The following is a 25015-nucleotide window of genomic DNA, read 5'->3' as shown; positions in this document are numbered from 1 at the left end:
AGGATAACCCGGGCGTCCGGGTAGAACTCAATCAGGTCACGCCAATAGTGCGCCGAGGGCCAATCGATGCAGGACGCGTAGCCCGCAAACAGCTGGTTCCAGTCCGGTGTCGCGCCCTGCGCCAGCGCACGCCAAAGCCGCTTCTGGTCTTCATTGGCCATGACTTCGAACATGTGGTGACAGGGGCCGAAGCCAAGGATCGTCAGCGCCTCGCGCATCGAATCCGTTCCTGTCCGGCCAAAGCCCGTTCCGATTACCCTTATCGCCATTGTCCCCCCCGGTTCAGGCCTACAGCCGTCAGATCAGTCGCTTGCGAGCACCATCCGCAGGCGGTTTCCTTCGTAGATCGCCGCCACGCCGTGTCCGCCCAATCTGGTCAGCACCTCGTCCGGCCCTGTATCGGCGAGAAGTCGACGACCTCTTTCGCGGTCTTTTCCTCTTCATTCGAGATTTCCGGATGCTGGTGCAGCTTGCGCCGCCACGCCGTGAGCTCGACAAGGTCTCGATTGGTCACGGTCACGTTTTCCGTCTCCGCTCAGGATCGATTCTCCATACCATGCGCAGTTCTCCTGGCGTCGTCAAAGCTCGACCACACGTGCGGCATTTCCGGAACGGCAGCCAAGGTTCGAACCGCGAGATCCCGTGGCTAAAAACGAGGTAGGTTGTCGGGAGTGACGCCGGTCGTTCGTCCTCTGGATGCAAAGTGCCAAGAACCGGACACCGGACCATGAGAAAGATCCCGCAGCTAACTCTCGACAGCGTCATGCAATCACCAGGAGCCCTCCAATGATCCCCACCATCACAGCCTTTGAACGCTCGCCCGACCGCGGCAAGGGACAGGCACGTGACATGCGTGTTCGCTGGGCACTCGAAGAAGTGGGCCAGCCCTGCAACGTTCGTCTTGTTTCGTTCAGCGAGATGAAGGAGCCCGCGCATCGTGCGCTGCATCCTTTCGGGCAGATTCCGACCTATCAAGAAGGCGACCTCACTTTGTTCGAGTCGGGCGCGATCGTGTTCCATATCGCGCAGCGCCATGGGGGCCTGCTGCCGGACGATGCGGATGCCCGGGCGCGGGCGATCACATGGATGTTTGCCGCGCTCAACACGGTTGAACCGCCGATTCTCGAACGCGTAGCCGCCATGTTCCTCGAGCGCGACGAGACCTGGTACGAGCAGCGTCTGCCGCTTGTCGAGAAGCGCATCCGTGACCGGGTGGGGCAGCTCTCCAATCGCCTGGGCGATGCCGACTGGCTCGATGGTGCGTTCAGCGCGGGCGACCTCGTGATGGTGGGTGTCCTGCGCAGGTTGAACGGATCGGGCCTGCTGGATCCGAACCTCGCCGCCTATGTCGCCCGCGGCGAAGCGCGGCCGGCGTTCAAGCGTGCCTACGACGCTCAATTGGCGGTTTTCACGGCAGCATCGACCGGCGGATGAAGGCCGTTCTGGGCTCGAAAGTTGACATTCAACCGGCGGACAATTTGTGCCGGTAAGCAAGGCGACCGCGGCAGCATTCTGCGAAAACCACCGCGGCGGCTAATAGCCCAGGCGCTTCAGCTCAGCCTTGACCGCCGCGATCGTCTTGAAGCGGGAACGCTCCGTCGTGCCGTCGCGCCACGAGCAGTCGCATGTGGCGTCGAACTTCTGGCTCACTTTCAACTGGGCGAGCGCCTTCCGGCCTGGCTTGGGGCTGTCGAAAATGCGTGCCTCGTAAAGCGTCCCCTCGACATCGTAGTGCTTCTGAGGCCAGGCAAGTATGACGATCAGCTCCTTTGCCGGATCATGATCGGCGTTGGCGAGGCCGAGCGCTATATCGGGCGTGCCGCCCTCTTGTTCGCCGACCGTGATTTGGATTGCACGGTACCCGCTATCGGATTGTTGTTGCAGCGCTACGAGCGGGCGTTCTGGATATTCATCAGTCGTCTCGTAGTCGACGAATAGTGTCTGAAGGCCGTTCCAGCTTACGGCTGTCGTGTGCGGGTCAGCCTCATTCGAGAACCCGACGACACGTTTCGCGAAAGCCATGTCGTCCTCGCCTGGGGCACGATCGAAATCCTGTGCTCGCGCGCCGGTGAACGCGCAGGCAACAGTGAGGACAAAACAAGTGAACGGCCAAAGTCCTTTCATGCTTCGAGCCTAGCACGCGTTTCGAAGGTTCGTGAACGGGTGGATATCGGCTCGCGACGCTCATCTAAAGCGCGTCACCTTGAAACCGATTCAGGCGACGCAACGTAGAAATGTCGTAGGCTCGCCCTCAAACGCCGGCATCGTCTCTGCTGACACAACGGGAAACACCCTGACCGGGCATCAGCCGGTCGGGGGTTGCGAAAGCCGGTCGGGTGCGATCAATTGTGACTCCTTCAGCTTTGGCTTTGAGAGCCTGTCCACGACATCGATACGAAGGGCAGGGTCCCACCCTTTCGAGACCTTGCCCCGTCCCCGCCAAAGTGCATGAAACAATGACCACCACCATAGTCACAGTCGGAGCATTGCTGGTGAGTCATGATCGCAAGGTCCTGATGGGCCTGCGTGCCGTTTGGAAGAGCGCATGGCCAGGACATTGGGATGCGATCGGCGGTCGCGTTGAAGCCGGAGAGACCCTGGAAGCAGCACTCGTGCGAGAGGTTCAAGAAGAAGTCGGAGTGGAGCCGACACAGTTCCGTTGGATGGAGCGCATCGAAGAACGCCGCCCGGAACTCTATGGGATGGCGGTGCACCATGTTTACAAGGTGCTCGGCTGGAAAGACGGCGACCCGAGCAATATCTGCGACGAGCACTCCGAGATCCGGTGGTTCGACATCGAGGAACTTTCGACGCTCTCAAATCTGGCCGATTGTGATTATCCTCGCCTTGCGAAACTCGCTGCGGATTGACGAACCGAGCAAGCGGCGGGTGATTCATGCCGACATCGTAGCCACCGGCCGGCAACCCTGATTGCTACTCCGTCTCTCGTTTCCCGTTGAGCTGCGCCCGCGCATCCCGGATCGAGGCGGCGTAGGTCACCAGCGGCCGCTTGACGCCGTGGTTGATCAGCATGCGCCGTATCGGCGGCGCAGCACCCGATATGATGAAACGGACACCGGCGCGCTTGGCCTTGTGGGCGGCGCCTTCGATGACATTGGCCGCCGTCGAATCGAAGAACGGCACGGCCGAACAGTCGAGGATGAAGTTCTTGCGCTGGTCGGCGATGCGGTCGAGCACGGTGCCGACCGTCGATGCGGCGCCGAAGAAGAAGGCGCCCGAGATGCGGTAGACGACGGTGTCGACGTCGGTTGCCTCGCTGGCATCATAGGCGCGGCCGCTGCTGTCGGCGACATCTTCCTGCACCAGCGGCAAGTCTGCCTCGACCGCGATCGACTTGGCCATACGGTCGATGAACAGGACCGAGCCGAGCGCGAAGCCGACGACGATGCCTTCGGTCAAGTCGCGGAAGACGACGATCAGGAAGGTCGCCAACAGCACCAGCGCGTCGCCGCGCGACGCGCGCAGCAGCGTGGCGAAGGCCTGTTTCTCGAACATGTTCCAGCAGACGACCGCCAGCACGCCGGCAAGGGCGGCAAGCGGGATGTAGCTGGCGAGCGGTGCGGCCACCAGCATGAAGACCAGCAGGAAGAGAGAGTGCAGCATGCCCGAAACCGGCCCATGCGCGCCGGCCCGGACATTGGTCGCGGTGCGGGCGATGGTGCCGGTGGCGCAGATGCCGCCGAACAGGGCCGAGGCGATGTTGGCGAAGCCTTGCGCCACCAGTTCGCAATTGGAACGGTGCCGCCGGCCCGTCATGCCGTCGGCGACGACGGCCGACAGCAGCGATTCGATCGCACCGAGCAGTGCAAAGGCGATGGCGTCCGGCAGCACGGCGATCGCCTTGTCGAGGCTGAGCGCCGGCAGCGCCGGAAACGGCAGGCTGCGCGGAATGCCGCCGTAACGCGTGCCGATCGTTTCCGCCGGCAGCGCCAGCAGCGCCACCACCAGCGAGGCCAGGCCGACGGCGATCAGCATGCCCGGCCAGCCCGGCCGCCAACGTTTCAGCGCGACAATGCTGACGATGGTCAGCACCGCCACCAGCGTCGCCGAGATGTTGATCGTGTCGGCCGCCTCGCCGATCGCCATCAGTTTCGGCAGCAGCGGCCCGGGCTCCGGCCCGGCAAGTTTCAGCCCGAACAGTTCGACGATCTGGCCGGAGAAGATGATGATCGCGATGCCGGCGGTGAAGCCGACCGTCACCGGATAAGGGATGAATTTGATGTAGGTGCCAAGACGCAGATAGCCGATCGCGAGCAGGAAGACGCCCGACATCATCGTTGCCAACAGCAGTCCGTCGACACCTTGGCGCTGAACCGTTGCCGCCACCAGCACGATGAAGGCGCCGGCGGGCCCGCCGATCTGGAAGCGGCTGCCGCCCAGCGCCGAGACGATGAAGCCGCCGACGATGGCGGTGAACAGGCCACGCTCCGGCGTCACCCCCGAGGCAATCGCGATCGCCATCGACAGCGGCAACGCGACGATGGCGACGGTCAGGCCGGACATGAAGTCGGCCTTGAACTGCGGCAGGTGGTAGCCCTCGCGCCAGACTGTCACCAGCTTTGGCGTGAACAATTCGGAAAATGTCGGCTTCGCCGACTTCTGGGCCGACTTCTGGGCCGGTTGATGCACTGCCCGCTGTGTCTGATCCATGAACTGGCTTCCGCTCCAGAAGGCGGCGGGATCGTCGGCAGGACTGTCGGCGGTCGCCGTCGCGACTTTATGCCGGCTCAGCCTTTGGATCTGGCGGCACGACAGGCCTGAGGCGCACGCCCCGGCCGCCGCGCTCGCTGGTCTGGTTCTCGCCGATCAGTTCTACCCCGGCCTCGTCGAGAGCCTGGATGACCTTCATCAGCGTATCGACCACGCCCCTGACCACGCCGTCGCTCGCCTCCATGCGCTGGATGGTCGGAAGCGAAACGCCGGCGCGTTCGGCGAGCGTCTTCTGATCGATGCCGGCCAACGCCCTTGCGGCGCGCATCTGCGCGGCAGTGATCATCGGCCGAAATCCCCGTCTGAGTCTGCAGGTCTAGCGTATAATACCATCATTGTGATGTTTCAAGCATCAACATGAATGTCTGAGACGTAAGCGCCGCCGCCTGCTTGTCCATTTTATCAGATACTTCCCGAGGATTGCGAGCTAGGGTGCTCCATCTGGGGCAGGGGGCAACGCGGGTGAATCTTTTCAAGACCTTCATGACATCGGCATGCTTGCTGTCGGTGGTTTTTTTGCTGGCAGGCTGCGGACATGGGCTGATCAACCGACTGATCTGACGGCGATTGATCAGGCGTCGTCGCTCTGTCCGCGCCATCGCTGCAGAGCCCGCGCCACCAACCAGCACAGCATCGCCCAGGCGAAGCCGGCGCACCAGCCGGCCAGCACATCCGACGGCCAGTGGACGCCGAGATAGATGCGGCTGACGCCGACCAGCAGCGTCGTCAGCACGGCAAGCGACAACACATAGATCTTCGTCACCCGGCCCGGCAGGAAGCGCGCGGCCAATGAGCCGAGCGTCAGATAGGTCACCGCCGACAGCATGGCGTGGCCGCTCGGAAAGGACAGCGAGGTCTCGTTGACAAGATGCGAGACGAGTTCGGGCCGCGGCCGGTCGACGCCGACTTTCAGCAGGCTCGACAGCACCTGGCCGCCCGCCACCGCGACGAAGATGAGCAGCGCCGTGGCCGGCCTGCGGATCAACAACAGATAGATGATCGTCGCCGCCGTGATCAGCACCAGCACGGCCGAGCTGCCGAGGCTGGTGATGTCGCGCATGGCGCCCTCCAGCCAAAGCGGGCCGATCGGCACACCCGGCTGGCCCGGCTGGCGGAAGGCGAGCAGGATTTCGGTGTCGAAGGCGTGCGGCGTGCTGGCGCGCGCAACCTCCATCAACTCCTCGAACCCCCACAGGCAGCCGGCGATTACCAGGCCGGCCAGCAGCACCGGAAATTCGACCCGGTTCATGAGAGCGTTCGCGGCGTTCTTCATCGGCAATTCGCCCGTTACAACCGCCCTTGCAGATAGGGCCCGAGCGTGATCAGCGCCACAGCGGCGATCGCCAGCACGATGCCGGTCGCCTGCAGCGCGTTGACGCGCTCGCCGAAGAACATCAGGGCGACGACATTCACCGACACCAACTGGATGACGGCCGACAGGCTGAACGACACCGACATGCCGAATTCGCGGATCAGCCGCAGCATGATCAGATTGCCCAGCGAATAGAGCGCCAGCGTCAGCAGGATCTTGCCAAGGCTCGGCGCCATGCCCCATTGCTTGGCCGCCATCGCCGCCAGCAGGAAGATCACTGTCGAAAAGCCAAGCTGCAGCAACCCCGAAAAGCTCACGTCCCGTCCCCTCTCGAAGCGGCTCGCGCCGCGTGTATCGCGGACTTGTTTCCGAAGCGCGCCGGGACGTCAAGCGACCTTGATCAAACAAAGTCTTGGCAACCGCAACATGGAAGCTCAATGTGCCGGTATCGCCCAGCCTATCGATTGAAGGGCGGTCGGGGACCATGATTCGCATTCTTCAAAACGTATCGCGACGCTGGAGCGAGCTTTCTCTCGCCCTGCAATTCCTCGTTGCCGGGGGCTTTGGGCTTCTGGCCGTCATGCTGGTGGTGGGCGCCTGGGTGACGTCACAGATCCGGGAAGGCGTCACCCGCAATTCGGCCGCCACGACGGCCCTCTATGTCGACAGCGTGATTGCGCCGCTGCTGCCCGACTTGCGCAAGAGCCAGGAACTCAGCGACAGCGCCAAGCAGGCGCTCGACGAGACGCTTGGCCAGGGCGCGCTCGGCAAGCGCATCGTATCGTTCAGGCTCTGGCGCCGTGACGGCACGGTTCTCTACGCGAAGGATGCAGCCTTGATTGGCCGCCGCTTCGATCTGACCGACGGTTTGCGTTCCGCCTTCCAGGGCAATGTCGTCGCCCAATTCGATACGTTCGATGAGAACGAAATCCAGGAAGGGGCGATCGGCTTGCCGTTGCTGGAGATCTACAATCCCGTGCGCGAACCCTGGTCTGGCGAAGTGGTGGCAGTCACCGAATTCTATGAAATCGCCGACGACTTCCAAGCCACCCTGGCTTCCGCTCTGCTGTCGAGCTGGCTGATCGTGGCCGGCGCAACCCTGGCGGCATTTCTGCTCCTGTCCGGCATCGTCCTGCGCGGCAGTCGCACCATCGACGATCAGCGCGGGGCGCTGCGCCGCCAGGTGTCGGAGCTGCAGGGCCTGGTGGCGCAAAACAATGCCTTGCGGGTACGCGTGCAGCGGGCGTCCCGCCGCGCCACCGCGCTCAACGAAAGATACCTGCGCCGCATCGGCGCCGACCTCCATGACGGTCCGGCCCAACTCGTCGCGCTGGCGGCGCTGCGCATGGATAGTCCGGTATTTTCCGGCGATGGCCATTCGAGCGAAAGCCGCTCGACCGAGGTCGCGATGATCCGCAAGACGCTGGAGGACGCGATGCGCGAAATACGCGGTATCTGCACCGGCCTCGTCCTGCCGCAGATAGAGACGGCTGCCACAACGGACATTCTGCGGCTGGCCGTCAACGAACACGAGCTGAGGACGGGAACGTCGGTGACACTGACGCTGGCCGGACACTTGCCAGAGCCCGGCGCCTCCGAGAAGATCAGCATCTATCGTTTCGTGCAGGAAGGGTTGAACAATGCCTATCGCCACGGACGAGGCAAGGATCAGGCGGTGAGTGCCGGGATGAAGGGTGGCAGGCTTTTCGTTGAAGTCTCGGACGGCGGGCCAGGCTTCAATCCAGCTCGCGTCGAGGGCCTCGGGCTCGCCGGCCTCAGGGAGCGGGTCGAAAGCATTGGCGGCCAGTTCGAAACCTTGACCGGGCCGCACGGCACGCGATTGGTGATCCGTTTATCAGTCGAGGAGCAAGCATGATCGACGCCATTCGCATTGCCATTATCGACGATCATCCGCTGTTTCGCGAGGGCGTGACGCGCAGCCTGACGGAAATCGGAGGCTTCGAGATGGTTGGCGAGGGCGCCACGGCGCAGGATGCCGAACGCATCGTGTCGACGGTACGGCCCGACATATTGCTGCTCGATATCTCCATGCCGGGCGGCGGTCTGGCCGCGGTTGCAAGCATCCTCGCCGGCCATCCCGCCCAGAAGATCGTCATGCTGACCGTCTCGGAGGCCAATGCCGATGTGACCAGGGCCCTGAACGCTGGGGTGCGTGGCTATGTCCTCAAAGGCATCGGGTCGCGCGGGCTCGCCGACATCCTGCACAGTGTGGCGGCCGGCGAAAGCTATCTTTCGCCGACGCTGTCGGCCCGCCTGCTTTCGGATCTTCAGTCCCTGCAGCCGACCGACGGCATAGCGGACCGGCTGCGGCAACTCACCGAGCGACAGGCAGAAATTCTGCGGCTGGTGGCGGAGGGGCTAAGCAACAAGGAAGTTGCCTTGCGGCTGGAGCTGCAAGAGAAGACCGTGAAGCATCACATGACCGGCGTGCTCTCGAAACTCAATGTGCGAAACCGCACCGAAGCAGCCTTGATGATGCGTGAGTCGCGCGACCGGGACCGGGACCGGAACCATTCGTAGAGGCTTCGGCATTCCTAGAGCAATTCCAGGAAAAGTGTGAAACGGTTCTCCGTCCGGAATTGCGTCAAAACAAAGAGATGGAGCGGTTCTGCGTTTCTGTGAAACGATAAACCGCTCCATGCCGCGGGTGACGCCGGTCAAAAACGAGGTCACCTCCGCCGGGGGGCCGGCGGAGGTGACGTGTGAAGCTGGCCGTTGCCTGTTGGCCAACTTCACAAGGCTTTGAGGCGGCTGACATCCGCAGGCGTGGCTCCGCGATCGATGATCGTACGCCCGAGCGAATCCTCCATCCTGAAACGGCCATTCTCGATCTTTTCCGTTATGCCGTCGGGATGCCGGACCGTGATCGTCTTGCCTTCCACGTCGACCTGGTCACCGGTCTTGGCGTTGACATGATGGCCGTTGCCATTGTCGCTCTGCCCCTGGCCGGATTTAGAGTTGCCGCTGTTTCCTTTGCCGCCGCTGTTGCCACCGTTGCCACCGCTGTTGCCACCACCGCCACCGTTGCCGCCGCCTCCACCATTGCCGCCACCGCCACCGCCTTTGTCGGCCTGTGCGCTGGCGGCGTAGATCCCAGGAGCGGAGCCGTGGAGGGCAATCTGATAGGGAGCGATGGTCAGCGCCAGCGCGGCTGCCGATCTGAGCGCCAGCCGGCAACAACGGGTCGTCATCGATCCATGCATCCTGATCTCCGTCGATTGAGCTGGCGTGCCACCGTCGACGTTGCAGTTGCACAGCATCGCCGAAAGTAATGATCCTCGAAAGCCGTACCCGACCGTTGCGCTTGTCACCCAGGACCTTTGCAAGCGCAAGATTGGACTAAAGTCCCAAGCATGTGCTAATAAATGCCTCGTATGGACGGCGGCGACCGCCATCGCCGACGGGAAGCTGGGCTTTCCTGATGCCTGGCGGCTGCACACGCCGAACATCAAGTCACCTCCGCCGGGGGCGGCGGAGGTGACTTGTAAAGCTGGCTGTAGCCTGTTGATCTGCTTCACAAAGCCTGAAGACGACTGATGTCGTTTGCCGTCGCCGGACGTTCGACAATCGTGCGGCCGAGTGCATCCTTCATTTCGAAACGACCGTTCTCGATCTCTTCCTTGATGCCGTCGGGATGCTCGACCTCAATCTTGTTGCCTTCCACTTCGACCCTGTCGCCGGTTGCCGCATTGACATGATCTCCCTCGTCGTCGTCTCCGCCACTGGACCCGGAGTAACCGCCATCGCCGCCGTTTCCGCTGTTGCTGTTGCCACTCCCGCCGCTGCCGCTTCCGCCGCCACCGCCGCTATCATGTCCGCCATCCTTGGCATGCGCGCTTGCGGCAACGATGCCGGGAGCAGGGCCGTGAAAGGTGAGTTGACAGGGGGCGATGGCCAGCGCCAGTGCCGACGTCGCCCTCAGCGCCAGCCAGCAACTGCGGGTCGTGATCGATCTGCGCATCTTGGTCTCCTCTTCGATCAGGCCGGCGGATTTCAAGCAGGCGAATTTCGGGCAGGCGTTCGCAAGTGGCGACCATCGCCGACATGGCGGCCTTGGGTAACCGGCCCACGACCGATGCGGTGCCACCAGGGGACCTTTGCCGGGCCCGGCAAGGGACCATTGTCCCAGCGCACCGAGCTGCTCGCAGAATGCTTAGCCGACAGCACGGAATGCCTGTTGCGGCTGAAAGTTCTTGATGTCACGAAAATGTGATCGGCCGGCTATAAGGGGGTTGAACAGGCAACACGCTCCAGCCACCCCTAAAGCCAGAGGCAAGCCAGATGACCGAACACCGCTCCCCCGACGCCAAATTCCGCACCAGCCTGCTCGAGGAAAACGACGGCCCGGCCACCAACCTCACCGACAACCGCACGATGGGCGAGATCATCGCCGCGCGGTTCTCGCGCCGTGGTTTCCTGAAAGGCTCGCTGGCCGTCTCGGCGATCGCCGCCACAGTCAGCCCGCTGGCGCTGGTCAGCGCCGACCAGGCCCGGGCCGCCGAAGGCTCCGCCTTCGCGTTCGACGAGTTGGAGGCCGGCATCGACGACAAGCACCATGTCGCGCCGGGCTACAATGCCGATGTGCTGTTGCGCTGGGGCGATCCGCTGTTTGCCGATTCGCCGGAGTTCGACCCGACGAAACAGTCGGCGCAGGCGCAGGCGAAACAGTTCGGCTACAACAACGACTATGTCGGCTACATCGCCATCGACGGCTCGGCCGAACATGGCCTGCTGGTCGTCAACCATGAATACACCAACCCGCATCTGATGTTCCCGGGCATCGTGAAGATCGTCGAGAAGGACGGCAAGAAGTCGGCCGAAATCGCACCGCTCAGCAAGGAGCAGGTCGATGTCGAGATGGCGGCGCATGGCGGCACCATCGTCGAGATCCGCAAGGACGGCGGCAAATGGCAAGTGGTGCGCGACGGCAAGCTCAACCGCCGCATCACCTCCAACACCGAAATGGCGCTGTCCGGCCCGGTCGCCGGCCATGACCGCGTCAAGACCAATGCCGACCCGTCCGGCACGAAGGTGTTGGGCACCGTCAACAATTGCGCCGGCGGCGTCACGCCTTGGGGCACCTATGTGATGGCCGAGGAAAACATCCACGGCTATTTCGCCGGCGAATTGCCCGAGGGCCACAAGGAAGCCGCCAACTACAAGCGCCTCGGCATTCCCGAAGGCGCCTATGAATGGGCGGCGCACTATGACCGTTTCGACCTGGCCAAGGAGCCGAACGAAGCCAACCGCTTCGGCTGGATCGTCGAAGTCGATGTCAACGATCCGACCTCGACGCCGAGGAAGCGCACCGCCATGGGCCGCTTCAAGCATGAGGGCGCCGAATCGATCGTCGCCAAGGATGGCCGCGTCGTCTTCTATCTCGGCGACGACGAGCGCTTCGACTATGTCTACAAGTTCGTCACCACCGGTAAGTTTAATCCCAATGACCTCGCGGCCAACAAGGATCTGCTCGACGACGGCACGCTGCATGTCGCCAAGTTCGCGGAAGACGGCTCCGTCGAATGGCTGCCGATCGTTTTCGGCCAAGGTCCGCTGACCGCGGAAAACGGCTTTGCCAGCCAGGCCGACGTGCTGATCGAGACGCGCCGCGCCGCCGACCTGCTCGGCGCCACCAAGATGGACCGCCCCGAGGACATCCAGCCCAATGCCGTCAACGGCAAGGTCTATGTCATGCTGACCAACAATTCGAAGCGCAAGGCCGACCAGGTCGACGCCGCCAACCCGCGCGCCGAAAACACTTTCGGCCACATCGTCGAGATCGCCGAGGATGGTGGCGATTTCACTGCTGCCAAGGGCAAGTGGGAAGTGCTTTTGAAATGCGGCGATCCGGCGGTTGCCGATGTCGGCGCCACCTTCTCGACGGCGACGACGGCCAATGGCTGGTTCGGCATGCCCGACAATTGCGCGGTCGATTCGGCCGGGCGCCTGTGGGTCGCCACCGACGGCCAGGGCCCAAAAGCCACCGGCCGCACCGATGGTCTGTGGGCGGTCGACACCGAAGGCTCGGCGCGGGCGACCTCAAAACTGTTCTTCCGCGTGCCCATCGGCGCCGAAATGTGCGGCCCGCTGTTTGCGCCTGACGATCAGACCGCCTTTGTCGCCGTCCAGCATCCGGGCGACGGCGGCGAGGACTGGCAGCCGTTCGGCCGCCCGTCCTACTATGAGGACCTGTCGACGCGCTGGCCCGACTTCAAGCCCGACATGCCGGTGCGGCCGGCGGTCGTCGCCATCACCAAACAGGGCGGCGGCAAGATCGCGGTCTGATATCAGGCACTGCAATCTCAAGGAGGGGTTTCGGTGACCCGAAGCCCCTCCTTTTTCTTGTGAAATCATTCAAGCCTCGGGAAAGATTGGCAATTTACACGTGGCGCCCTAGATCTTTTATCAGGAGATCGCCATGCCGAAATCCGTCTATGACCGTGGCCTGCTCAAGCCCAGCGAAGTCGCCACCTTGCAACGTGTGTTCGATGAAGCCTGCCGGCGCCGCGAAGTGCATCCCGAATCGGCCGAGGCGCGCGAACTGGCTCTCACCCTGTTTGCGCTGCACAATGCCGGCATGATCGACGAGGACATGCTGATGGAAGCCGTCGGCTTCCGGCGGCTCGAACCGAAGTCGGCGTGAGTGCATGGACTGCGGCGGCCGTCCTCCCTGATTAGTTATGTCACGCTGGCCCGTTGACGGCGCTCCTGAGCGGTTCACGGCATCCGGCTTTGCAATCGCCCCGGTGCGTCGCGCCTGTGTAAACCTTCGTTCACGGGTCTTGGAACAAACATTGACGTGGGTGTGGCATTGCCTCAGGTCGACGCAAGCCATGCATGCGAGTATTCACGGAGAACTGTCGGAGAATCCCATGAGCGTCATTTACACGATCGGATATGAAGGGACGGATATCGACCGCTTCGTTGCGACCCTGAAAGCGGTAGGTGTGAAACGTGTGGCGGACGTTCGCGCTGTGGCACTCTCTCGGAAAAAAGGCTTCTCAAAGAAGTCTTTGTCAGCCCGTCTGGAAGCAGAAGGCATCGAATACTTGCATTTTGTCGAGCTTGGCGATCCAAAACCGGGGAGAGAGGCCGCAAGAGCTGGTCGTTTCGATGAGTTTCGTGATATTTACGGATTGCACCTTGATTCCGACGAAGCACAAGCATCAATGAAGAAGTTGCTGGGCACCGTTAGCGCAGCGCCAACTTGTTTGCTGTGCTTCGAGAGGGATCCGGAAACTTGCCACCGTTCCATCGTCGCTGGACAGTTGGCGGAGTCGGATTTCGAGGTGTTTGATCTCTACGGCGACGATCCGGAGCGCTATGTCCGTAACGGCTCAAGAATGCCGCGTTACCATCCTCGTGAAGGCATTGCCGCAGCCTAGCAAGAAGCACGGCGAAACTGTCTGTTGCGCTGGCGTCACCGCCAAAGGCGAATGGAAGCGGCTCTTTCCAGTCCGGTTTCGGCATTTGTCGGGAAGCAGCAGTTTCAGCCGCTGGGACTGGGTGTCTTTTCGCCACACGAAACCAACACACGACACGAGACCCGAAAGCTGCCGCATCCATGAGGAGAGTATCGTTGTAGATGGCAAATTGCCGAAGGCCGAGCATTCCAGGTTCCTCGAGTCGCTTGTTCTCCCATCGATAAATACGGCTGTCGACAAGGGGCAGTCATTGGCCGTTATCCGCCCAAAGAACACGCGTTTCTCTTATAAACGGAAGTCCCCTGCGGAAATCCAAGAGGAGCGTGACGCGTTCAAGTCGGCAGCACGGCAGACCTCTCTCTTCGACAACGAGCTCGCGGCGCTTGAGCCGACGCCGTTCGAGTTTCGGTTCAAATTCGAGGACGACACCAAGCACGACTTCGAGAATGGCGATTGGGAGGCCCACGCCATGTTCTACAATGGCATTAAACGTGGCATGTCAGAGCAGGAAACGCTCGACTGGATGAACCACAAGTTCAACGACGAGTATCCGAGGCTGGGCATGCTGTTCGCCGTCGGCAACCAGATCAAACGGCCCCAAGTCTGGCAGCTTCTCGGCGTTTTGCGCGTCGATGAATCGAACCAGGGCGTGCTAGCGCTATAGCCGGCATGATCGACGAGGACATGCTGATGGAAGCCGTGGGTTTCCGGCGGCTCGAACCGAAATCAGCGTGAAGCACCGGATTGCTGGGAGACGCCGGCGGAGCCGGCAATCCGTTTGGTGATCGCCTTGGCCAGGATGCCGGCATTGGCGAAGCAGCCGCGAATGCTTGGCCGCATGCCGGTGAACCACAGGCCGGGCAGTTTCGGATCGGCCTGCCCGCCATTGAAGAGCGGAACGCCCTTGCCGTCGAGCACGCCGAGCTTGCCGACCATGGGTTCCAGCCCGGTGCGGTAGCCTGTCGCGGCAATGACGATGTCGGGGTGGATCAGGTTGCCATTGGCCAGGATCACGCCGTCGCGGGTGAATTCCCTTACGGCCGGCATCACAACGATCTTGCCGGCCTTGATGGCGCTGACGGCGCCGTCGTCGGCGGCGATCGCGGTGTAGTCCGAGGTCAGGCGGCTGGCGCCGCCCGAAGGCGCGGGCGGCAGGCCGAGTTTGGTCAGGTCACCGAAAACCAGGCGCTGCGTTGTCGCCATCACCGCATCGGCGACCCGCAAAGGCAAGCGCGCCATCAACGGCGAAAGCCGATGCACGGCGATCTTGCCGATCCGCTTGGGCAGCAGCGCGGGGCCGTTGCGGGCCGACAGCCAGATGGCGGCCGTGTTTATGCCGGCCAGATGATTGAGCGCGTCGAAGCCCGAATTGCCGGCGCCGACGACCAGCACTTTCTTGCCGGCATAGTCCTGCGCGCTGCCGAAATCCGCCGCGTGGATGATGCGGCCGGCGAAACCCTTCATGCCTTTCCATTCGGGAATGAAGGGCTGCCTGTCGCGACCGGTGGCAATGACGACATGGCGGGCCAGGCGCAGTCCGGCGCTGGTCAGCAACGCCCAGTGATCGCCTTTGAAGACGATCTCCTCGACAGCAACGCCAAACTGCACCGGCAGCCGGTTCTCCTCCCTGAAATCATTCATATGGCGGATGACGACCGTCTTGTGCGGAAAGGCAAGCGTGCCCGGCGGATAGGCGAGACCGGGCAGCGAAGACAGATCGCGGTGGGTGTTGAGATGCAATTGCTGATGCCGCCGGTGCCAGGGTTCGGCCAGCCGGCTTTCCTTTTCCAGGATCGCCGTCGGCACGCCGGCGTTCATCAAGGCATGCGCGACGGCCAGGCCGGCGACACCGGCACCGACGACGATTGCCGGCTCGACCGGCTCGTTCGTCACCGGTCTGATAGTCGCTTCAGCCATTCCCTCTCTGATCTCCATTCGACCCTTCCGGCGCCGCGCTTCCCGTGGTTGCCCAAGGGAGGCCGCGGCGGCTCGATCCTGCGTATGACTTATATCGCGAATCGAACCCGAATTTCGAGCATGCGCCGTCCGCGATTGCGCACTATATGGCATATGCGCGATATCAACGGTAATCAGGTCGCGGCAATGTGATTGATTCGAGGCCCCGGGGCTGGCGGGTCTCTGTTATCCCCCACGTGCATGCCCGAAATCGAGTTCGATTTCCGAGGTCATGCGCAGAATCAAAGTGTTACAGCACCTTTGCGCGTCCTGGGCGCGGAGCTGTAGGCGGCACGCGGAATCTCGACCATGCCCTCCTTGCGGATCTATTTCGACAAAATCCTTGAGGACGCCGCGCCCAAGGTGGCGCGGCAGGCGCTGACCCATGTCGAGCGACTGGCGCTTGTGCGCCGCCATGGCGACTTCTCGCTTGCCTATTCGACCGCCGTGCAAGGCAAGCTTTCCTATTTCGGCGATGCCGACGGCTACATCGCCTTCGGCACCAAGATGAGGCATCATTTCGCGCTCGGCGATCCGGTGGTGGCTCCGGCACATCGGCCCGATTACATCAGACGCTTCGTCGAAACCGCCGGCAGCCCGTGGTTCGTGCAGATCGGCGAAGCGACCGCGCGGGTGCTGGCCGGGCTCGGCTACAAGATCAATCGCCTCGGCGTCGACACCCGCCTCAACCTGCCCGACCATGATTTTTCCGGAAAGCGCAACGAGACCGTGCGCTATTCCGAGCGCTGGCTGTTGAAGAAGGGATTTTGGTTCGACGAGGACAAGCGGACCGTCCATCTCGACGAAATCGCCCGACTCTCCGAAAACTGGCGCGGCGACCGCATCGTCAAGCGTTGGGAGATGGGCTTTCTCAACCGTCCGTTCGCCGACCATCTCGGCACCGACATGCGCCGTTTCGTGCTGCACGGCCCCGATGGCGGGCTGGTCGCCCTGCTCGACTTCGACCCGCTGTTTCGCGACGGCAAGGTCATCGGCTACACCACGGCGTTCAAGCGCAAGCATATCGACGCCTCGCCGCACGCCGAGATCGGCCTGACCAAATTCGCCGTCGACCGTTTTCGCGAGCGAGGCATCTCGGTGGTCACGCTCGGCCTGTCGCCGATGCTTGACGTAGGCCCGAGCGGATTTGCCGAAAGCGATTTCTGGCGAAGCGCTTTCCAGCGCGCCTACGACTCGCCCTGGGTCAACCGCCGCAGGTTCAACCTGCAAGGCCAGGCGGCGTTCAAGCGCCGCTTCCACGGTGTCGAGGAGCCGGTCTACATCGCCTTCCGCGAGGGGACTTATGTCGAGATGCTGGGGTTGCTGCGACTGGTCAAGGCGATCTAGGTCTGCCGATATTCAGGTGATGCCGGCCTGCAAATGGCGGTCTCCTGCGCTTCCGGTGCTCACGTACAAAAGTACGCTCCGCTCCGGTTCTCGGACACCACCATTTTCGACTCGGCCCTGACCTGAATCTCAACAGACCTTAGAGCAATTCCAGGAAAAGTGGGAACCGGTTTCCGCCCGGAATTGCGTCAAAACAAAGAGCTAGAGTGGTTCAGCGTTTCCGTGAAACGGTGAACCGCGCTAGCCGCGCTTCAGTGTGCTTTCGCCCGTCAGTTGCGTAGGCGATACCCTGTCCTGAAGATCCAGGCGACGATGGTTATGCAGACCAGCAGGAAGACGATCGTCATGCCGAGGCTGACGCCGACCGAGACATCGGACTTGCCGTAAAAGCTCCAGCGGAAGCCGCTGATCAAATAGACGACCGGGTTGAACAGCGTCACCGTGCGCCAGATGCCGGGCAGCATGTTGATCGAATAGAAGCTGCCGCCGAGGAAGGTCAGCGGCGTGATGATCAACAGCGGCACCAGCTGCAGCTGCTCGAAGCTCCTCGCCCAGATGCCGATGATGAAGCCGAACAGGCTGAAGGTCACCGCCGTCAGCACCAGGAATGCCACCATCCAGAACGGGTGCAGGATGGTCAGCGGCACGAACAGCGAGGCGGTGGCCAGGATGATCAGGCCGAGCAGGATCGACTTGGTCGCCGCACCGCCGACATAGGCGATGACGATCTCCAGATAGGAGACCGGCGCCGACAGAAGCTCGTAGATCGAGCCGACGAATTTCGGGAAGTAGATGGCGAAGGAGGCGTTGGAGATCGACTGCGTCAGCAGCGACAGCATGATCAGCCCCGGCACGATGAAGGCGCCATAGCTGATGCCGTCGATCTCGGTGATGCGCGAGCCGATGGCCGAGCCGAAGACGACGAAATACAGCGATGTCGAGATGACCGGCGAGACGATGCTCTGCAGCACGGTGCGAAAGGCACGCGCCATTTCCATCCGGTAGATTGCCCATACTGCACGAAGATTCATGGCCGCGCGCACGTTCATGGCTCTCTCCTCACCAGATTGACGAAGATCTCCTCGAGCGAGCTGTTTTGCGTGTCGATGTCGCGGAACTGGATGCCGCCGGCCTCGAGATCGCGGATCAGCGAGGCGACGCCCGGCCGCTCGGCCTGGTTGTCATAGGTGTAGGTGAGCTGCCCGCCATCCGGCGACAGCTCCAGCGCATAGCGCGAGAAGGCGTCGGGAATCGCCGGCAGCGGGCTGCGCAGCTCCAGCACCAGCCGCTTGCGGCCGAGCTTGCGCATCAGTTCGGCCTTGTTCTCGACCAGGATGATCTCGCCGCGGTTGATGACGCCGACGCGGTCGGCCATCGCCTCGGCTTCCTCGATATAGTGGGTGGTGAGGATGATGGTGACACCGTCCTCGCGCAACCGCCGCACCATCGCCCACATGTCCTGGCGCAACTCGACATCGACGCCGGCGGTCGGCTCGTCGAGGAACAGGACGCGCGGCTCATGCGACAGCGCCTTGGCGATCATTAGCCGGCGCTTCATGCCGCCCGACAGGGTGATCGCCTTGGCGTCCTTCTTGTCCCACAGCGAGAGATCGCGCAGCACCTTCTCGACAAACGCCGGGTTGGCCGGCTTGCCGAACAGGCCGCGGCTGAAATTGACCGTCGCCCAGACGCTCTCGAAGGCATCGATGGTCAGTTCCTGCGGCACCAGGCCGATCAGGCTGCGCGCGGCGCGGTAATCCCTGTTGATGTCGTGACCGTCGACGGTGACGGTGCCCGACGAACGATTGACGATGCCGCAGACGATCGAGATCAGCGTCGTCTTGCCGGCGCCGTTGGGCCCGAGCAACGCGAAGATCTCGCCGCGCTGGATGTCGAGGTTGACTTCCTTGAGCGCGGTGAAGCCGGTGGCGTAGGTCTTGGAGACCCCGGAAATGGACAGGATGGAGGGCATGGCTGAAAACGGCTGCCTGAAAGAGGTCCCCTGATATAGGCTGAATGTCGGTGCGTGCAACCGTAAGCCGATCCTGCTGCTGACAGTTCTCGACAATCGTTGCCAGACGGCCATGGCGGCCGGCGGCGGTTGCAATCCCGGCACGGCAGCGGCACGCATGCGTCATCTTGCCCGAGCGCTGCGGCGTTCCGCCTCGCGGCGGCACGTCGCTTTGACCGACCCGCGCGACAGGCCTATTCTTGCCTCATTAGAAGCAGCCGGAGCCCACCATGGACCCGCTCATCCTGTCGCGCATGCAATTTGGCGCAAATATTTCGTTCCACATCCTGTTTCCGACGATCACCATTGCGCTTGGCTGGGTGCTGCTGTTCTTCAAGCTCCGCTACAACGCGACAAACGATTCCAGCTGGATGCGCGCCTATTTCACCTGGGTGAAGGTGTTCGCGCTGTCCTTCGCCATGGGCGTGGTGTCGGGCGTCACCATGAGCTTCCAGTTCGGCACCAACTGGCCGGGCTACATGGAAAAGGTCGGCAACATCGCCGGGCCGCTCCTGGCCTATGAAATCCTCACCGCCTTCTTCCTCGAAGCGGCCTTCCTCGGCATCATGCTGTTCGGCTTCCGCCGCGTCTCCAACCGCATCCACACGCTGGCAACGGTGCTGGTGGCTGGCGGCACGACCGTCTCGGCCTTCTGGATCATCGCGCTCAATTCCTGGATGCAGACGCCGGCCGGTTTCGAGATCCGCGACGGCGTCGCGCACGCCGTCGACTGGTGGGCGATCGTCTTCAACCCGTCGATGCCCTACCGGCTGGTCCACATGCTGCTGGCCTCCGGCCTGACGGTATCGTTCCTGATCGCCGGCCTGTCGGCGCTGCGCTATCTCTATGGCGACCGCTCGGAATCGATGTGGAAGGCGCTGCGCACCGGCGTTTTCACCGCGGCGATCCTGATCCCGATCCAGATCTTTGCCGGCGACCAGCATGGGCTGAACACGCTGGAGCACCAGCCGCAGAAGATCGCCGCCATGGAGGCCAACTGGAACACCGGCCCCAACGTGCCGCTGGTTCTCTTCGCCCTGCCCGACGAGGCGGCGAAGGAAAACAGGTTCGAGATCGCCATCCCCGACGGGGCCAGCCTGGTGCTGCGGCACAGCACCAGCGGCGTGGTGCCGGGGCTGAACGACTATCCCGGCAACCACCCGCCGGTCTTTCCGATCTTCTGGAGCTTCCGCATCATGGTCGGCACGGGACTGCTGATGCTTGCAGTTTCCTGGTCGGCGGCCTTCTTCCTCAAGCGCCGGCACAGCCTGCCGAAGCCGCTCGCCTTGCTGATGGTGCCGATGGCGCTGTCGGGCTGGCTGGCGACGCTGGCCGGCTGGTACACCACCGAGATCGGCCGCCAGCCCTGGCTGGTGACCGGCGTGCTGAAGACCGCCGACGCCGTCGGCCCGGTGGCCGGCAGCCATGTCGCGCTGACGCTGGCCATCTACCTCATCCTCTATGTGCTTTTGTTGATCGCCTATCTCGGCGTGCTGGTGCACCTGGCGCTGAAGGCGGCGAAGGACGGTGATTCATCGCCGCTGCCGGGCGTGCTCAACGCGCCGATGTCGCAGCCGGCTGCAGGAGAGTGACATGACCTTCGACTGGCCAACCCTGCTGCCGCTGATCTTCGCCGGTCTGATGGGCCTCGCCATCCTGATCTACGTCATTCTCGACGGGTTCGATCTCGGCATCGGCATCCTGTTCGCCGCCGCCGAAGACGCCGAGCAGGACACGATGATCGCGGCGATCGGTCCGTTCTGGGACGCCAACGAGACCTGGCTGGTGCTGGCCGTCGGCCTGCTGCTCGTCGCCTTCCCGCTGGCGCACGGCGTCATCCTGACCGCTCTCTACATTCCGGTGTTCGTGCTGCTGGTCGGGCTGATCCTGCGCGGCGTCGCCTTCGATTTCCGCGCCAAGGTGCCGACCGAGCTCAAGCATCGCTGGAACCGTATCTTCTTCCTGGGTTCGGTCATCGCCTCGCTGGCGCAGGGCTATATGCTCGGCGTCTATGTGCTCGGCCTCGATGTCGGCCTGGGCGGCATGGCGTTCGGCGCGCTGGTGGCGTTCTGCCTTGCCGCGGCTTACGCGGCGATGGGCGCCGCCTGGGTGATCTACAAGACCGAAGGCGATCTGCAGAGGAAGGCGGTGCGCTGGCTGCGCACCGCACTTGTGCTGACCGCGCTCGGCATGGCCGCAGTGTCGCTGGCAACGCCCTTCGCCAGCCCGCGCATCTTCGACAAATGGTTCGTCTGGCCCTCGATGCTCTATCTGTCGCCGCTGCCGATCCTGTCGGCACTGTTGTTCCTGTGGCTGTGGCGGCAGACTTTTCATCTGCCCAGGCCCGACGACCGCCATTCGCTGACGCCGTTCCTGACGCTGGCCGCCATCTTCGCGCTCGGCTTTGCCGGTCTCGCCTGGTCGTTCTATCCGTTCGTGGTGCCCGATCGTCTGACCATCTGGCAGGCGGCTTCGGCGCCGGAAAGCCTGGCCATCATCCTGGTCGGCACCGTGGTCGTGCTGCCGGTCATCATTTTCTATTCGTTCTATGCCTACCGGGTGTTCGGCGGGAAGGCGACCGACCTGACCTACGACTGAGAGCGGTTCTAAGCACGGACCTCAGGCGCCAGGCACCCCCTCTGTCCTGCCGACGCCTCCTTCGATCAAATCAGCTCAGTTGCTCGCCGACAGCACCAGCACCGGCTTGTCGCTGTACAGTGCCGGGAACAGCTGCTTCAGGTTCGCCACCTTGGGCAGGTCGTTGTAGACGATGTAGGGATAGGTCGGGTTCAGGGTCAAAAAGTCCTGGTGGTAGTCCTCGGCCGGATAGAAGGTCTTGCCGGTTTCCAGCGTGGTGACGATCGGCTTGGGGAAGACCTTGGCCTGGTCGAGCTGGGCGATGTAGCTCTGCGCGATCTTCTTTTGCGCATCGTTTTCGGCAAAGATCGTCGAGCGGTACTGCGTGCCTGAATCGGGACCCTGGAAATTCAGCTGGGTCGGGTTGTGGGCGACCGAGAAATAGACCTGCAGCAGCTGGCCATAGGTGACAACAGACGGATCGAAGGTGATCTCGACGGATTCGGCATGTCCGGTGCGGCCTGAGCCGACCGTCTCGTAGACGGCGGTGTCCTTGCTGCCGCCGGCATAGCCGGAGACCGCCTTGCTGACGCCCTTGACGTGCTGGAAAACGCCTTGCACGCCCCAGAAGCAGCCGCCGGCGAAGATCGCCTTCTCACTGCCGCTGGCCGCCTTCTCGTCGATCGACGGCGGCGGGATGACCACCGCGTCCTCGGCAGAAACCGCTGGCGTCAGCCAGAAGGCGGCGCCCGCGGCGGCAAGCGCCAACGCGGCGAGCGCGCTCCTGAGAAAATTCGACGACAATCTGGCGGCTGGTTTTCGAATGTCGGTCATGGCTGAGCTCCTGTGACGTCCATCATGTGGAGTCTATTGGATAAGAGTGGATCATGCGACGGGTGAGTTGCGGCCGAAGCCTCACTTTCGCGTGCGCCCGGATCCGGTCCTGGGGTCAGGACCGAAGCCGGAAACAGCGCTAGTTGGTCGGGGCCATGGCATCCGTCGCCGGCTTCATGGCGTCTGTTGCCGGCTTCATCGCATCGGCCGCTGGCTTCATGGCATTGGCTGCCGGCTTCATGGCATTCGTGCTCATCGCGTCGGGTGCCATCGCGCCGGCCGGTTTCATCGCATCGGTCGCCGGCTTCATGGCGTTGGCGGCGGGCTTCATCGCGTTGGTCGCGTCGTCGGCTCGGGCGGCGGCAACCAGCGCCGTCGAGCACAAAGCGAGAGCGAGCGCCGGCAGCGTCAGGCGGGAAAAAGCGGTCATGATGGTCTCCTGGTTGGTCGTTGGGGATGATGGCGCACCTCTTCGGTGGCCGGGCTGTTGCGGCGCCGCTCATGCGGCGTTGCGCGGTCTGCGCATGATGCTTTCTGGGATCATGCGCGGGGAATTTCAGTTGGTGGCGGCGGCGAGGATCGGTCCGCCGGCCGGCGACTGGACGAGCACGGCGGTGCTGAGCCCGCCGGAAGCGGCCGGCACATCCAGCGCCGTGGCGTCGCCGGTCCAGCTGCCGAGCTTCTTCAGCGAATGCACGACATTGGCGTGCGGCAAGGTGCGGCCGGTGTTTTCGCCGCGCGCCACCGGCACCTCGACGACACCCTTGGCATAGCGCACCAGCCAGACATCGGCCCGGCCGCCAGGCGCCGAGCCGGCGCCGATGCTGACCTTGCCGCTGTCGAGCGACAGCGACGGGCCGCTGGTGTGGCCGCCGCTCGAGATCAGATGCTGGATTTCGCCGGGTGCGGCGCCGACGACATCGGCACGGCCATTGACCACCACTTGCGGGGTGAACGGGCCGTCATGGCCGAGCGAGGGTTCGTAAGTGACCTGGCGCTGGGTGAATTCCTGGCGGCCGAACGTGTCCTTCCAGCCGAGATAGTCCCAGTAGGTGACGTTGAACGACAGAGCCAGCACATCCGGCTGGTCCTTGACCTTGATCAGATTGGCGTTGGCCGGCGGGCAGGACGAGCAGCCCTGGCTGGTGAACAGCTCGACCACGGTGAGCGGCTGAGCTTGCGCCGCACCGAGCGACACTGCCAGCGCAAGCGCGCCCAGGCTGGACACGACGATAGACTTGCAGGATCGCGACATCGGCTGGCTCCGTGGGTGGCGGCGCCTGGATGCACCGCTCATGTCCCCACTTCGCCGCAGGCCGAGGCTTCGTTACAGCGCTCACCGGTTTGTGATGCAAGTTCGTCGCCTTTGCGACGCTGGAGATTGGCAAAGCCGGCCGCAACAGCCGATCTCCCCCCTCGTGGGGGAGATGTCCGGCAGGACAGAGGGGGGCGCCGTAGAGCACCAAAGGCGCGATTCGACGGCGGCGTCGCGCAACAGTGGGCAACAGTAGAATGGTGGTCAGATCGGTCTGAGAAGCGTGGGGGCGAATATCGCCGACAATGGCAAGGCTGGCGGGACAGCGCCCCCCTCTGGCCTGCCGGCCATCTCCCCCACGAGGGGGGAGATTGGCAGCCTTACTGCGTCAGCACCGTGTTGGAGGGCCGCTTGTTGAAGTCGCACTTGCCGGTGACGGAGTAGGAGAAGTCGGTATTGGAGACCGGCGCCGGCACCGGGTTGCCGCCATCCTCCCAGGCCTGGGTGCTGGGCTGGCCGCAGGGCACGGCGGAGAAGATGTCGACGACCGTGCCGTTGGGCACCTCGGTGCCGTCGATGTAAAGCCGGTTGGAGGTGGTCGCGTCGTTCGTACTGAGGTTTTGCGGGTTGCCCTGTTGCACGTACATCTGCAGATTGAGGCCGCCCATCAGGCTGACGTCGATCGCCGCGCCGGCGCTGTTGGCTGGAACCATCGTGTCGACACAGTAATATTTCGTGCCATACTGGTCGGTGTTGAGCGTCACCCCGCTGGGGGGTTTTTTGCCGACCTTGCAGACCTGCGTCTGGACCACCGTGGAGACGCCCAAATTGTTGATGGTGCTGACGGTGGTGGTGCCGTAACCTTTGGGATCTGTGCCGCCGCCGTAGACGTAATCGATCGTCATCAGCGGCTTGGCAACCGCCGCACCGAATTGCGTGCCGTAGAGCGTCATCGTCTTGTTCCAGTAACCTGACACCCCGATCACCTTGAAAGTGGACGTTACCAACGCCGGCTTCTTGCTAACCGCAGACGCGACGGCGACCGGCACAGTGTTGATCCTGGCGATCTGCATGAAAACGGTCGGCATGGAGTAACTTGCCGTGGCCTGCGCGGTGGCGGTGCCGCCGGCGTCAACCGCGAAACTGTTCAGCGTCGCGGTGGCCCCCGCCGGTGCACCGTTGGCGGCGAAGGAATCCTGCAACACCACCTGGCGCTGCGCCAGCGTCGAGGTCGTATCCATCGTGGTGATCGCCAGGATCCCGGCATCGAGCGCTGACTGCATGTCCGCCCTGGTCTGGACCGCCGAGGTGTAGTCGACCGAGAAGCCGATGGCGGCAATGAGCGGCATCATACTAAGGATGAGGATCGGCGCAAACGAGCCGCTCCTCGATCTGACAAACCTGCCTGGTAGCCCCCACATGCCTTGATCCTTACAAACGAATATCTCTCCCGGCTAACATGACAGTCACAAATTATGCTCTAACGCACGTGGTTAAAATTTATCGATTTTTCGGGAACCCGCCCGATAAAGGCGACAAGTCCCCGC

27 protein-coding genes are annotated in these 25015 nt (G+C 63.0%); 11 read left to right on the top strand and 16 right to left on the bottom strand.

The window, feature by feature from the left end; all coding sequences use genetic code 11:
• Together ACFFNA_RS22370 and ACFFNA_RS22365 are read right to left on the bottom strand one after the other, a co-directional pair.
• On the bottom strand, window positions 1-218 hold a 218-nt coding region (locus ACFFNA_RS22370), incomplete at its 3' end, for a sulfotransferase (protein WP_378921672.1).
• Between the two features lie 158 nt (window positions 219-376).
• The gene (locus ACFFNA_RS22365; RefSeq protein WP_378921670.1) at window positions 377-520 is read right to left on the bottom strand and encodes a hypothetical protein; all 144 of its coding nucleotides are present in this window, start codon (window positions 518-520) and stop codon (window positions 377-379) included.
• Between the two features lie 266 nt (window positions 521-786).
• Between ACFFNA_RS22365 and ACFFNA_RS22360 the strand changes: the two genes are divergently transcribed.
• Complete coding sequence (locus ACFFNA_RS22360) at window positions 787-1434, top strand: glutathione S-transferase family protein (RefSeq protein WP_378921668.1); 648 nt, start codon at window positions 787-789, stop codon at window positions 1432-1434.
• Window positions 1435-1533: 99 nt separating this feature from the next.
• On the opposite strand, the gene ACFFNA_RS22355 is transcribed toward ACFFNA_RS22360, so the two are convergent.
• Window positions 1534-2022, bottom strand: a complete 489-nt coding sequence (locus ACFFNA_RS22355) for a hypothetical protein (protein WP_378921666.1) — start codon at window positions 2020-2022, stop codon at window positions 1534-1536.
• A 434-nt stretch (window positions 2023-2456) separates the two neighbouring features.
• Between ACFFNA_RS22355 and ACFFNA_RS22350 the strand changes: the two genes are divergently transcribed.
• A complete protein-coding gene (locus tag ACFFNA_RS22350; protein WP_378921664.1) occupies window positions 2457-2870 on the top strand; it encodes an NUDIX hydrolase in 414 nt (137 codons plus the stop codon).
• Between the two features lie 64 nt (window positions 2871-2934).
• Here the strand turns inward: ACFFNA_RS22350 and ACFFNA_RS22345 are convergent, their stop codons facing one another.
• The 4 genes from ACFFNA_RS22345 to ACFFNA_RS22330 all read right to left on the bottom strand — a co-directional run bounded on the left by ACFFNA_RS22345 (window position 2935) and on the right by ACFFNA_RS22330 (window position 6360).
• Entirely contained in the window at window positions 2935-4671 is a 1737-nt protein-coding gene (locus ACFFNA_RS22345; RefSeq protein ID WP_378921662.1) for a SulP family inorganic anion transporter, read from the bottom strand.
• A 67-nt stretch (window positions 4672-4738) separates the two neighbouring features.
• A complete protein-coding gene (gene relB / locus ACFFNA_RS22340) occupies window positions 4739-5017 on the bottom strand; it encodes a type II toxin-antitoxin system RelB family anti-toxin (protein WP_352872434.1) in 279 nt (92 codons plus the stop codon).
• Window positions 5018-5302: 285 nt separating this feature from the next.
• The gene (locus tag ACFFNA_RS22335) at window positions 5303-6004 is read right to left on the bottom strand and encodes a phosphatase PAP2 family protein (RefSeq protein ID WP_378921660.1); all 702 of its coding nucleotides are present in this window, start codon (window positions 6002-6004) and stop codon (window positions 5303-5305) included.
• Between the two features lie 14 nt (window positions 6005-6018).
• Window positions 6019-6360 (bottom strand): hypothetical protein, encoded by a 342-nt coding sequence (locus tag ACFFNA_RS22330; RefSeq protein WP_111547769.1) that lies wholly within the window; start codon window positions 6358-6360, stop codon window positions 6019-6021.
• A gap of 167 nt (window positions 6361-6527) precedes the next feature.
• Here ACFFNA_RS22330 and ACFFNA_RS22325 point away from each other — a divergent pair, with 167 nt between their 5' ends.
• Together ACFFNA_RS22325 and ACFFNA_RS22320 are read left to right on the top strand one after the other, a co-directional pair.
• A complete protein-coding gene (locus ACFFNA_RS22325) occupies window positions 6528-7919 on the top strand; it encodes a sensor histidine kinase (RefSeq protein WP_378921657.1) in 1392 nt (463 codons plus the stop codon).
• Window positions 7916-8584: a response regulator gene (locus tag ACFFNA_RS22320; protein ID WP_378921655.1), complete on the top strand. Its 669-nt coding sequence runs from the start codon at window positions 7916-7918 to the stop codon at window positions 8582-8584. Before ACFFNA_RS22325 ends, ACFFNA_RS22320 begins: the two co-directional genes overlap by 4 nt.
• 212 nt (window positions 8585-8796) lie before the next feature.
• Here the strand turns inward: ACFFNA_RS22320 and ACFFNA_RS22315 are convergent, their stop codons facing one another.
• Together ACFFNA_RS22315 and ACFFNA_RS22310 are read right to left on the bottom strand one after the other, a co-directional pair.
• Entirely contained in the window at window positions 8797-9267 is a 471-nt protein-coding gene (locus ACFFNA_RS22315; protein ID WP_378921695.1) for a hypothetical protein, read from the bottom strand.
• 311 nt (window positions 9268-9578) lie between these two features.
• Window positions 9579-10025 (bottom strand): hypothetical protein, encoded by a 447-nt coding sequence (locus ACFFNA_RS22310; RefSeq protein WP_378921654.1) that lies wholly within the window; start codon window positions 10023-10025, stop codon window positions 9579-9581.
• A 320-nt stretch (window positions 10026-10345) separates the two neighbouring features.
• Between ACFFNA_RS22310 and ACFFNA_RS22305 the strand changes: the two genes are divergently transcribed.
• The 4 genes from ACFFNA_RS22305 to ACFFNA_RS22290 all read left to right on the top strand — a co-directional run bounded on the left by ACFFNA_RS22305 (window position 10346) and on the right by ACFFNA_RS22290 (window position 14152).
• Complete coding sequence (locus tag ACFFNA_RS22305) at window positions 10346-12349, top strand: PhoX family protein (RefSeq protein ID WP_378921652.1); 2004 nt, start codon at window positions 10346-10348, stop codon at window positions 12347-12349.
• Between the two features lie 133 nt (window positions 12350-12482).
• Window positions 12483-12707, top strand: coding sequence for a hypothetical protein (locus tag ACFFNA_RS22300; protein WP_378921650.1), 225 nt, complete (start codon window positions 12483-12485; stop codon window positions 12705-12707).
• Window positions 12708-12936: 229 nt separating this feature from the next.
• On the top strand, window positions 12937-13449 hold the full coding sequence (locus ACFFNA_RS22295) for a DUF488 domain-containing protein (RefSeq protein ID WP_378921648.1): 513 nt from the start codon (window positions 12937-12939) through the stop codon (window positions 13447-13449).
• Window positions 13388-14152, top strand: coding sequence for a DUF8758 domain-containing protein (locus ACFFNA_RS22290; protein ID WP_378921646.1), 765 nt, complete (start codon window positions 13388-13390; stop codon window positions 14150-14152). Before ACFFNA_RS22295 ends, ACFFNA_RS22290 begins: the two co-directional genes overlap by 62 nt.
• Window positions 14153-14214: 62 nt before the next feature.
• On the opposite strand, the gene ACFFNA_RS22285 is transcribed toward ACFFNA_RS22290, so the two are convergent.
• Complete coding sequence (locus ACFFNA_RS22285; RefSeq protein WP_378921644.1) at window positions 14215-15405, bottom strand: flavin-containing monooxygenase; 1191 nt, start codon at window positions 15403-15405, stop codon at window positions 14215-14217.
• A 348-nt stretch (window positions 15406-15753) separates the two neighbouring features.
• Here ACFFNA_RS22285 and ACFFNA_RS22280 point away from each other — a divergent pair, with 348 nt between their 5' ends.
• Window positions 15754-16791, top strand: a complete 1038-nt coding sequence (locus tag ACFFNA_RS22280) for a phosphatidylglycerol lysyltransferase domain-containing protein (protein ID WP_378921642.1) — start codon at window positions 15754-15756, stop codon at window positions 16789-16791.
• A 269-nt stretch (window positions 16792-17060) separates the two neighbouring features.
• Here ACFFNA_RS22280 and ACFFNA_RS22275 read toward each other — a convergent pair whose 3' ends face one another.
• Both ACFFNA_RS22275 and ACFFNA_RS22270 read right to left on the bottom strand, forming a co-directional pair.
• Complete coding sequence (locus tag ACFFNA_RS22275; protein ID WP_111547788.1) at window positions 17061-17822, bottom strand: ABC transporter permease; 762 nt, start codon at window positions 17820-17822, stop codon at window positions 17061-17063.
• 14 nt (window positions 17823-17836) lie between these two features.
• Window positions 17837-18763, bottom strand: a complete 927-nt coding sequence (locus ACFFNA_RS22270) for an ABC transporter ATP-binding protein (protein ID WP_111547776.1) — start codon at window positions 18761-18763, stop codon at window positions 17837-17839.
• A 269-nt stretch (window positions 18764-19032) separates the two neighbouring features.
• Here ACFFNA_RS22270 and ACFFNA_RS22265 point away from each other — a divergent pair, with 269 nt between their 5' ends.
• Together ACFFNA_RS22265 and ACFFNA_RS22260 are read left to right on the top strand one after the other, a co-directional pair.
• Complete coding sequence (locus tag ACFFNA_RS22265; protein ID WP_378921640.1) at window positions 19033-20394, top strand: cytochrome ubiquinol oxidase subunit I; 1362 nt, start codon at window positions 19033-19035, stop codon at window positions 20392-20394.
• Between the two features lies 1 nt (window position 20395).
• On the top strand, window positions 20396-21400 hold the full coding sequence (locus ACFFNA_RS22260) for a cytochrome d ubiquinol oxidase subunit II (RefSeq protein ID WP_378921638.1): 1005 nt from the start codon (window positions 20396-20398) through the stop codon (window positions 21398-21400).
• A gap of 75 nt (window positions 21401-21475) precedes the next feature.
• Here ACFFNA_RS22260 and msrA read toward each other — a convergent pair whose 3' ends face one another.
• The 4 genes from msrA to ACFFNA_RS22240 form a co-directional block, all read right to left on the bottom strand.
• Window positions 21476-22213, bottom strand: a complete 738-nt coding sequence (msrA, locus tag ACFFNA_RS22255) for a peptide-methionine (S)-S-oxide reductase MsrA (protein WP_378921636.1) — start codon at window positions 22211-22213, stop codon at window positions 21476-21478.
• Window positions 22214-22352: 139 nt separating this feature from the next.
• Complete coding sequence (locus tag ACFFNA_RS22250; RefSeq protein ID WP_378921634.1) at window positions 22353-22643, bottom strand: hypothetical protein; 291 nt, start codon at window positions 22641-22643, stop codon at window positions 22353-22355.
• A gap of 126 nt (window positions 22644-22769) precedes the next feature.
• A complete protein-coding gene (locus ACFFNA_RS22245) occupies window positions 22770-23468 on the bottom strand; it encodes a DUF1223 domain-containing protein (RefSeq protein ID WP_378921632.1) in 699 nt (232 codons plus the stop codon).
• A 380-nt stretch (window positions 23469-23848) separates the two neighbouring features.
• The gene (locus ACFFNA_RS22240; protein WP_378921630.1) at window positions 23849-24889 is read right to left on the bottom strand and encodes a TadE/TadG family type IV pilus assembly protein; all 1041 of its coding nucleotides are present in this window, start codon (window positions 24887-24889) and stop codon (window positions 23849-23851) included.
• Window positions 24890-25015: the final 126 nt, after the last annotated feature.

This window comes from Mesorhizobium kowhaii, assembly GCF_042431665.1.
In the GTDB taxonomy this organism is placed as follows: Bacteria; Pseudomonadota; Alphaproteobacteria; order Rhizobiales; family Rhizobiaceae; genus Mesorhizobium; species Mesorhizobium kowhaii.
The sequence above is the reverse complement of the archived record's forward strand: the minus strand, read 5'-3'. Positions and strand labels throughout refer to the sequence as shown.

Coding starts and splice junctions, on each gene's coding strand:
- ACFFNA_RS22290 (WP_378921646.1), top strand. CDS start 13,388: ATGTCCGTAACGGCTCAAGAATGCCGCGTTACCATCCTCGTGAAGGCA.
- ACFFNA_RS22305 (WP_378921652.1), top strand. CDS start 10,346: ATGACCGAACACCGCTCCCCCGACGCCAAATTCCGCACCAGCCTGCTC.
- ACFFNA_RS22280 (WP_378921642.1), top strand. CDS start 15,754: ATGCCCTCCTTGCGGATCTATTTCGACAAAATCCTTGAGGACGCCGCG.
- msrA (WP_378921636.1), bottom strand. CDS start 22,213: ATGACCGACATTCGAAAACCAGCCGCCAGATTGTCGTCGAATTTTCTC.
- ACFFNA_RS22315 (WP_378921695.1), bottom strand. CDS start 9,267: ATGCATGGATCGATGACGACCCGTTGTTGCCGGCTGGCGCTCAGATCG.
- ACFFNA_RS22250 (WP_378921634.1), bottom strand. CDS start 22,643: ATGACCGCTTTTTCCCGCCTGACGCTGCCGGCGCTCGCTCTCGCTTTG.
- ACFFNA_RS22325 (WP_378921657.1), top strand. CDS start 6,528: ATGATTCGCATTCTTCAAAACGTATCGCGACGCTGGAGCGAGCTTTCT.
- ACFFNA_RS22265 (WP_378921640.1), top strand. CDS start 19,033: ATGGACCCGCTCATCCTGTCGCGCATGCAATTTGGCGCAAATATTTCG.
- ACFFNA_RS22285 (WP_378921644.1), bottom strand. CDS start 15,405: ATGGCTGAAGCGACTATCAGACCGGTGACGAACGAGCCGGTCGAGCCG.
- ACFFNA_RS22295 (WP_378921648.1), top strand. CDS start 12,937: ATGAGCGTCATTTACACGATCGGATATGAAGGGACGGATATCGACCGC.
- ACFFNA_RS22240 (WP_378921630.1), bottom strand. CDS start 24,889: ATGTGGGGGCTACCAGGCAGGTTTGTCAGATCGAGGAGCGGCTCGTTT.
- ACFFNA_RS22350 (WP_378921664.1), top strand. CDS start 2,457: ATGACCACCACCATAGTCACAGTCGGAGCATTGCTGGTGAGTCATGAT.
- ACFFNA_RS22310 (WP_378921654.1), bottom strand. CDS start 10,025: ATGCGCAGATCGATCACGACCCGCAGTTGCTGGCTGGCGCTGAGGGCG.
- ACFFNA_RS22320 (WP_378921655.1), top strand. CDS start 7,916: ATGATCGACGCCATTCGCATTGCCATTATCGACGATCATCCGCTGTTT.
- ACFFNA_RS22345 (WP_378921662.1), bottom strand. CDS start 4,671: ATGGATCAGACACAGCGGGCAGTGCATCAACCGGCCCAGAAGTCGGCC.
- relB (WP_352872434.1), bottom strand. CDS start 5,017: ATGATCACTGCCGCGCAGATGCGCGCCGCAAGGGCGTTGGCCGGCATC.
- ACFFNA_RS22355 (WP_378921666.1), bottom strand. CDS start 2,022: ATGGCTTTCGCGAAACGTGTCGTCGGGTTCTCGAATGAGGCTGACCCG.
- ACFFNA_RS22270 (WP_111547776.1), bottom strand. CDS start 18,763: ATGCCCTCCATCCTGTCCATTTCCGGGGTCTCCAAGACCTACGCCACC.
- ACFFNA_RS22260 (WP_378921638.1), top strand. CDS start 20,396: ATGACCTTCGACTGGCCAACCCTGCTGCCGCTGATCTTCGCCGGTCTG.
- ACFFNA_RS22335 (WP_378921660.1), bottom strand. CDS start 6,004: ATGAAGAACGCCGCGAACGCTCTCATGAACCGGGTCGAATTTCCGGTG.
- ACFFNA_RS22300 (WP_378921650.1), top strand. CDS start 12,483: ATGCCGAAATCCGTCTATGACCGTGGCCTGCTCAAGCCCAGCGAAGTC.
- ACFFNA_RS22360 (WP_378921668.1), top strand. CDS start 787: ATGATCCCCACCATCACAGCCTTTGAACGCTCGCCCGACCGCGGCAAG.
- ACFFNA_RS22245 (WP_378921632.1), bottom strand. CDS start 23,468: ATGTCGCGATCCTGCAAGTCTATCGTCGTGTCCAGCCTGGGCGCGCTT.
- ACFFNA_RS22275 (WP_111547788.1), bottom strand. CDS start 17,822: ATGAATCTTCGTGCAGTATGGGCAATCTACCGGATGGAAATGGCGCGT.